This is a genomic window from Sphingobacterium sp. UBA3549 (genome assembly GCF_002376635.1).
Lineage (GTDB): Bacteria > Bacteroidota > Bacteroidia > Sphingobacteriales > Sphingobacteriaceae > Sphingobacterium.
Map to the genome: position 1 here is coordinate 294,899 of NZ_DFOE01000008.1, position 6,505 is coordinate 301,403.

Genomic DNA, 6,505 nt, shown 5'->3' on the forward strand with positions numbered 1-6,505 from the left:
ATTAATCAATCAAATAAGCTTCGATTTCAGGATGAAACTCGACCAATTTCTCGCGCCACTTGCCCAGACTAATATATTTCGAAGGATGTTTAATGAAAATCAAATCTGTGTAGAAATCTCCGTTTATTAAACTTGAGGTTTTGAGATAAGTTCTATTTATAAAATCATGCCGCGTAATCATTCTATTCACTTTCTCTCCATTAGCATATGTCTTATTAAAAGTGTTAGCAGGCGATGAACCCATGAAAATACATAGATTTGGTCTTAAAACTTCAATAACTTTTTCAAAGCTCTTCCACCCTGTTAAAAAATCTGCTTTACTAGGTCTATCATGTTTTGTATTCAAAGGTTTTTGGATAAAGTTGTAAAACGCGGCTTTATTCCAAACGCCAAACTCTTGGCGTTTCCAGTTAAATAACTTATTTATTTGCTGAAAGAATTTGATGTCATTATAATTTTGCATTTCCACCCCTAATTCTCCAACGATAACTCTCGTGAAGGATTTCTCTTTCCATATTTCTCTAAGATCATTGGGATCTTTATAATGGCTTTCACCAACAATTAGGATTTTAAAATCTGCGTTCGCATAATGCTTTCCGATATATGGGTACCAAGCAATAGAATCGCTAATATTATCTAGTTCAATATCGTATTGGTCATTCATAATGAAATAAGATTTAAATGTTTTATTTACAGCAATGATTCTGCGCTACCTGCTTAGTCTTAATACGGGTAAAATCGTTGGCATATAATTCGGAACCACAACAGGTTACTTTCACTGTCATCCCTTTCTCCATGACGGTCAAATTCGCCGCCAAAAGTAGTAGTATAGAAATTGAAAATAGGCTCATGAAAATATTATGACTTATGTAAAGTAATAAATATTTCTGCAGATAAAAAAAATATACATTCATTTTTAGAAATAAAACCATTTTGGCGATATGTGCGATGCCGGTGATATGCAGCAACTATTGGATTTCTTTGTGTGGTATGCGGAGCTCCCCATACCACACAAGGTATTTGTCCATGGAAATCATGACCTTCCCTTTGAATTGGCACCGCAACGAAGCAAAAAATTGGTACCCGAAGGAATCCATTGGCTAAACGATTCTTCGGTTAGGGTCAATGGCATCCAAATCATGGGCATCAGTGGTTTTTCCTATTTTCATCCTGTGGATTCGGATGTACAAGTTGATATCATGGTATCACACTATCCGCCATAGGGTATCTTGGACAATGGTTATGGCAGTACGGAAATCCGTGAGTTTGGGCTGGAGCGATCACCGAAGTACCATGTTTTTGCTCATAATCATGCGAGGTACGGTAAGATAATGGTGAAGGCTATTCAGTTTATCAATACTTCGTTGTACGAGCTGTTGAGAGGAAAGGCGTGATTAAACTACACGATCTACTCTAGCGCAATGAAGATCTATAAACAAGGCGACCCCACTATCTTTCTACTAATTTTTCTACTTCTTCCTCTCCTAATCTTTCCCTAATCCTTTCCCTAGTCCTTTCCCTAGTCCTTTCCCTAAAACATTTACTCTTTCCCCTCTAAAACAGCCCAAAACCTATTGTACGAGCATTATAACTGTACATTCCTTTATGTTCTTCTCCTATTCCTTCTCCTTAAACTACCTAATCTTTCTAATATATTTATCTATTGCTTCTACTTAATTTTTCTGATTGAGCTCGACTCACTACATTATGCCCGAGACAACTCGCTATTAAATAGATCATAAAAAAGCCACATCTTATGACGTGGCTTCACAACATATATATTTATTTAAGATGGCTCCTATTTATACGAATTGATTGATTTGGATACTTTCCAGTCATTGCCCATACGCTCCAAAGTAACCAGATCAGTCTTGGTGAAGTTTTCAAATTTCAAGACTACTTTAGCAACCATATAATCTGCTGATTCCTCGATAATATCAGTGATTACTGTACAGTTCAGCTTTTCGCCTTTTTGCTTTTTCAAGGATTTAACCACTTCGCTACGGCTGTTAGACTGTGAATTGGAAGCTTGGATCTTTTGATTAAAATCTTCTGCAAATAACTGCTCTACTCCTGTTGATTCTCCTTCAGTAGTTACGGCAACATAGTGCCCTAAAGCAAAGTCTGCGGTAGAAAGGTTAACGTTTGTTTTTATTGCTTTTGCGCCTGGTCCTTCAGCTGCCATTGCGAAAGTTGATACTGCGATTAGGGCTGCTGCTGCGAATGTTTTTACTAGCGTTCTCATAATGTCTTTTTTATTGTGTTAGTTCTGTTGTTCTTATTTGTTGACTCAAAACTACAACACAATAGGCTCCTAGCCTATCGGCTTTAGACCAACGATCGGGAAAACTCGGTGAATGACGGGAATAGGGAGGTGAAAGTTATCATTCGAATTAACGATTCAATTAAGCTATATTTAAAAAGGAAATTACCAGAATAAACAGTTCGAGTAAAGATATTAATTGAAGTCTAACAGAACACCACAAAAACTAAATTGCTAAAATGAAAATTTGGATCAGGATTATTCTATTGACAATAATCGATTTTGCAATCATTTGGTTATGGGTTAAACAAATGAATCCTGATCCGAGCGTTTCAATTGGAATTTTAATACTTGTACCACTTGTCGTCATCTTGAATTTAATTATTGCTTTGATTTTATACTTTATGAAAAGGGAATTTGTTGCTCTTTTCATAGTCAATTCTATTATTTCTGGAATAATAATGTTCTACTTGTTTGACAAAGGAATTGATAGATACCAAAATAATCGACTTGAAAGTTGGAACTTTAAACTGAAAGACGAAACTTATACAATTACACATTGGAAGCTCGAAAACACCTTTAGTATGAGTGAAAGCAATAGCCCTGGTTCATCAGCTTACTTTTTAGAGGGGAAATTTATTAGAAAAGCGGATGAATACTATTTAACAACAGACTCAACTGAATTCATTATCAAAAAAGGATATTTGTATAAGTTTAGAAATAAAAGTGACAGCATAAAGTTGACTAAAATTGAAAGGTAATAAAATGATATATTGGATACTACTTATACGAATTAATTGATTTAAATACTTTCCAATTATTGCCTTCTCGTTCCAAAGTAACTAAATCTGTTTTGGTGAAGTTTTCAAATTTCAAAGTCACTTTAGCGACCATATAGTCTGCCGATTCCTCGATGATATCGGTGCTTACTGTACAGTTTAGCTTTTCGCCTTTTTGTTTTTTCAAGGATTTAACCACTTCGCTACGGCTGTTAGATTGCGTATTGGAAGCTTGGATCTTTTGATTGAAATCTTCTGCAAATAACTGCTCCACTCCTGCAGATTCTCCTTCAGTGGTTATCGCCACATAATCATCCAAAGCCAAGTCTGCTGTGGAAAGGTTAACGTTTGCTTTTGTTGCTTTTGCTCCAGGTCCTTCAGCTGCCATAGCGAAAGAACAGTTCACAAAACAAAACTACTTAAGGTTTGATATATTCTTGAAAACTCTTTTTGATGTACAGGATAATATCATAGTCGGACATGTATTTCGCTGTATCAATATTCGGACGGTACAATTGCATGAAAGTTTGTAGAGAGTCCCCTGTAAGGCCCGTCAAATTTTGAACCATACGTTTTGAAAAGGTATTATCAAGATACCGCTCTTCTTCTTCCTTTATTAATTTCTGTTGGAGCTTGGATTGAGGATTACGTTTTTTTCCCAATAGAGAAATAACAGAAAGCACATCAACACTTATCAGCGAGGCGGTACTATTATTTGCTTGATTAGGATGTCGCGGGACATTTGAAGAATAGTTTTTGGTGATGAAAATGTCTTTAAATTTGGGTTTACTATAATTGAAGGTCTTGGCAAATTCTTCCCGAAACTTTAAGGAATCAGCCCTATAATTTCTTAAGGGATTGATCTTGACTTCATCCAACAAGATTGTTGCCTGCTCCATATATATGACCAAATGATCAAGATTGCTATTATTTACTATATAGTTAACCGCACGATATCCGATTGAAGAAAAGGTGATTGTATCTCCAAGCTTAATGCCTGACACTATAAATTTGCCATAGCCATCCGAATAGATGCTGCGCGAAGCTACTTTGATCGAAACACCTATAAGAAAATCACCCGAATGCTTATCTTTAATCGTGCCTTTCAGATCTTGTGCAGAAGATATGTTTGTGATAAAGAGCAAAAGCAATAACAACTGTAGTCCACTCACTTTCAATTAGTTTTACATTAAAAATATTATAAAAACAAACATTTAGCAATGTTGTTAACTCTTTTTAACTCGCGACGCTTAGATAATAACCTGTGGCTATCCAAATAAAAAGCCACATCTCACGACGTGGCCTTAAATAAACATATGATTCACTAGTGGTTTGTCTTTTTAAGATTGGCAAACCACCAGTTGTAAAATTCTATTTATACGAATTGATTGATTTGGATACTTTCCAGTCATTGCCCACACGTTCCAAGGTAACCAGATCAGTCTTGGTGAAGTTTTCAAATTTCAAAGTCACTTTAGCGACCATATAGTCTGCCGATTCCTCGATGATATCGGTACTTACTGTACAGTTTAACTTCTCGCCTTTTTGCTTTTTCAAGGATTTAACCACTTCACTACGGCTATTAGACTGTGCATTGGTAGCTTGGATCTTTTGATTGAAATCTTCGGCGAATAACTGCTCTACTCCTGCTGATTCTCCTTCAGTCGTTACCGCCACATAGTGCGCTAAAGCGAAGTCTGCTGTGGAAAGGTTAACGTTTGCTTTTGTTGCTTTTGCTCCAGGTCCTTCAGCTGCCATAGCGAAAGTTGATACGGCGATTAAAGCTGCTGCGGTGAATGTTTTTACTAATGCTTTCATAATGTCTTTATTTTATCGTGTTAGTTCTTTTCTTATTTGTTGACTCAAAACTACAACACAATAGGCCCCTAGCCTACGGGCTTTAGACCAACGATCAGGAAAACTCGGTGAATGGAGGGAATAGGGAGGTGAAGCAAGTTGCATTTCAGGATAATTTTGTTCATCTTCATCCTCCCAACAATTCGACTTCCAAGCTGAATGATTGGACTTTATTACGCATTAAAAAAAAGAAAATGGTCACATATCTAGATTCTGGAAATATATTCAATTTACCTGATGTAAAAAATTATGCTCATGGTTGTAATTGCGCTGGAGCAATGGGGAAAGGAATCGCTTTACAATTCAAAGAAAAATATAATCAAATGTATTTGGAATATAAAAAGCGTTGTAAAGATGGTGATTTCTCTCTTGGGGATGTTTTTTCTTACGACTATGGTGAAGGCACTGTTTTCAATCTTGGCACTCAAAAGACATGGAAAACCAAAGCAGAACTTAAAGCAATTGAAGATTCTCTTCTCAAAATGCTTGTATATGCCCGCCAAAATGGCATCGAAAAAATAGCCCTGCCAAAAATTGGGGCCGGGTTAGGTGGTTTAGTTTGGGACGATGTAAAAGCTACTATTAACAGGGTTGCCAAAGATTATGATGATATTGATCTTATCGTTGTAGAAAATTATAGAAATATTTAAAAAAACAATTGACAATTAGTAGCAAGTGGACAAAACTAAAAAAGCCACATCTCACGACGTGGCCTTAAATAAACATATGATTCACTAGTGGTCTGCCTTTTTATAATTGACAAACCACCAGTTATTGGATACTACTTATATGAATTGATCGATTTAGATACTTTCCAGTCATTACCCACACGCTCCAAGGTAACTAAATCTGTTTTGGTGAAGTTTTCAAATTTCAACGTTACTTTAGCGACCATATAGTCTGCCGATTCCTCAATGATATCCGTGCTTACTGTACAATTTAGCTTTTCACCTTTTTGTTTTTTCAAGGATTTAACCACTTCGCTACGGCTGTTAGACTGCGCATTGGTAGCTTGGATCTTTTGATTAAAATCTTCGGCGAATAACTGCTCTACTCCTGCTGATTCGCCCTCTGTAGTTACTGCAACATAGTGCTCTAAAGCGAAGTCCGCAGTGGAAAGGTTAACGTTTGCTTTTGTTGCTTTTGCTCCAGGTCCCTCAGCTGCCATAGCGAAAGTTGATACGGCGATTAAAGCTGCTGCTGCGAATGTTTTTACTAGAGTTTTTTATCGAAATGATTTGTTTTTTGATTGGTGATAAAGCTATCATGAGTGCCATTTTTAAGCACTCATGATGGTTCATAATGTCTTTATTTTATTGTGTTAGTTCTGTTCTTATTTGTTGATTCAAAACTACAACACAATAGGCCCCTAGCCTACTGGCTTTAGACTAACGCTCGGTAAAACTCGGTGAATGGCGGGAATGGGGAGGTGAGTATGCTTCGTATCAGATTCGTGCCACGTTCGAGTCATCAATAGATAATGTACAGACACCCAGCAGAACTTGTCCAGTCTCTGAACGGGAAATTAATGCCTGTAGCAGTACGGAAATACGTGGGTTTGCGATAGAGGAATTACCGACAGACGTATCCATCCTACCAAGTACAT

The 6,505-nt window shown here is 36.7% G+C and carries 9 protein-coding genes; 3 read left to right on the forward strand and 6 right to left on the reverse strand.

Going from position 1 to position 6,505, the window contains the following annotated elements; translation table 11 throughout:
• Window position 1 precedes the first annotated feature (1 nt).
• Window positions 2-664: a uracil-DNA glycosylase family protein gene (locus B2W36_RS05910; RefSeq protein WP_293886849.1), complete on the reverse strand. Its 663-nt coding sequence runs from the start codon at window positions 662-664 to the stop codon at window positions 2-4.
• 277 nt (window positions 665-941) lie between these two features.
• Between B2W36_RS05910 and B2W36_RS05915 the strand changes: the two genes are divergently transcribed.
• Entirely contained in the window at window positions 942-1,223 is a 282-nt protein-coding gene (locus tag B2W36_RS05915; protein WP_293886851.1) for a metallophosphoesterase family protein, read from the forward strand.
• Between the two features lie 575 nt (window positions 1,224-1,798).
• Here B2W36_RS05915 and B2W36_RS05920 read toward each other — a convergent pair.
• Window positions 1,799-2,245, reverse strand: a complete 447-nt coding sequence (locus tag B2W36_RS05920; RefSeq protein ID WP_293886853.1) for a hypothetical protein — start codon at window positions 2,243-2,245, stop codon at window positions 1,799-1,801.
• A 257-nt stretch (window positions 2,246-2,502) separates the two neighbouring features.
• Here B2W36_RS05920 and B2W36_RS05925 point away from each other — a divergent pair, with 257 nt between their 5' ends.
• The gene (locus tag B2W36_RS05925; protein WP_293884753.1) at window positions 2,503-3,024 is read left to right on the forward strand and encodes a hypothetical protein; all 522 of its coding nucleotides are present in this window, start codon (window positions 2,503-2,505) and stop codon (window positions 3,022-3,024) included.
• 19 nt (window positions 3,025-3,043) lie between these two features.
• On the opposite strand, the gene B2W36_RS05930 is transcribed toward B2W36_RS05925, so the two are convergent.
• The 3 genes from B2W36_RS05930 to B2W36_RS05940 all read right to left on the reverse strand — a co-directional run bounded on the left by B2W36_RS05930 (window position 3,044) and on the right by B2W36_RS05940 (window position 4,860).
• A complete protein-coding gene (locus B2W36_RS05930; RefSeq protein WP_293886855.1) occupies window positions 3,044-3,430 on the reverse strand; it encodes a nuclear transport factor 2 family protein in 387 nt (128 codons plus the stop codon).
• Window positions 3,431-3,461: 31 nt separating this feature from the next.
• Complete coding sequence (locus tag B2W36_RS05935; RefSeq protein WP_293886856.1) at window positions 3,462-4,214, reverse strand: carboxypeptidase-like regulatory domain-containing protein; 753 nt, start codon at window positions 4,212-4,214, stop codon at window positions 3,462-3,464.
• A gap of 199 nt (window positions 4,215-4,413) precedes the next feature.
• Window positions 4,414-4,860, reverse strand: a complete 447-nt coding sequence (locus B2W36_RS05940) for a nuclear transport factor 2 family protein (RefSeq protein WP_293886858.1) — start codon at window positions 4,858-4,860, stop codon at window positions 4,414-4,416.
• A gap of 128 nt (window positions 4,861-4,988) precedes the next feature.
• Between B2W36_RS05940 and B2W36_RS05945 the strand changes: the two genes are divergently transcribed.
• Window positions 4,989-5,549: a macro domain-containing protein gene (locus B2W36_RS05945; RefSeq protein WP_293886859.1), complete on the forward strand. Its 561-nt coding sequence runs from the start codon at window positions 4,989-4,991 to the stop codon at window positions 5,547-5,549.
• A gap of 131 nt (window positions 5,550-5,680) precedes the next feature.
• Here the strand turns inward: B2W36_RS05945 and B2W36_RS05950 are convergent, their stop codons facing one another.
• Window positions 5,681-6,067 (reverse strand): nuclear transport factor 2 family protein, encoded by a 387-nt coding sequence (locus B2W36_RS05950; RefSeq protein ID WP_075991498.1) that lies wholly within the window; start codon window positions 6,065-6,067, stop codon window positions 5,681-5,683.
• Window positions 6,068-6,505: the final 438 nt, after the last annotated feature.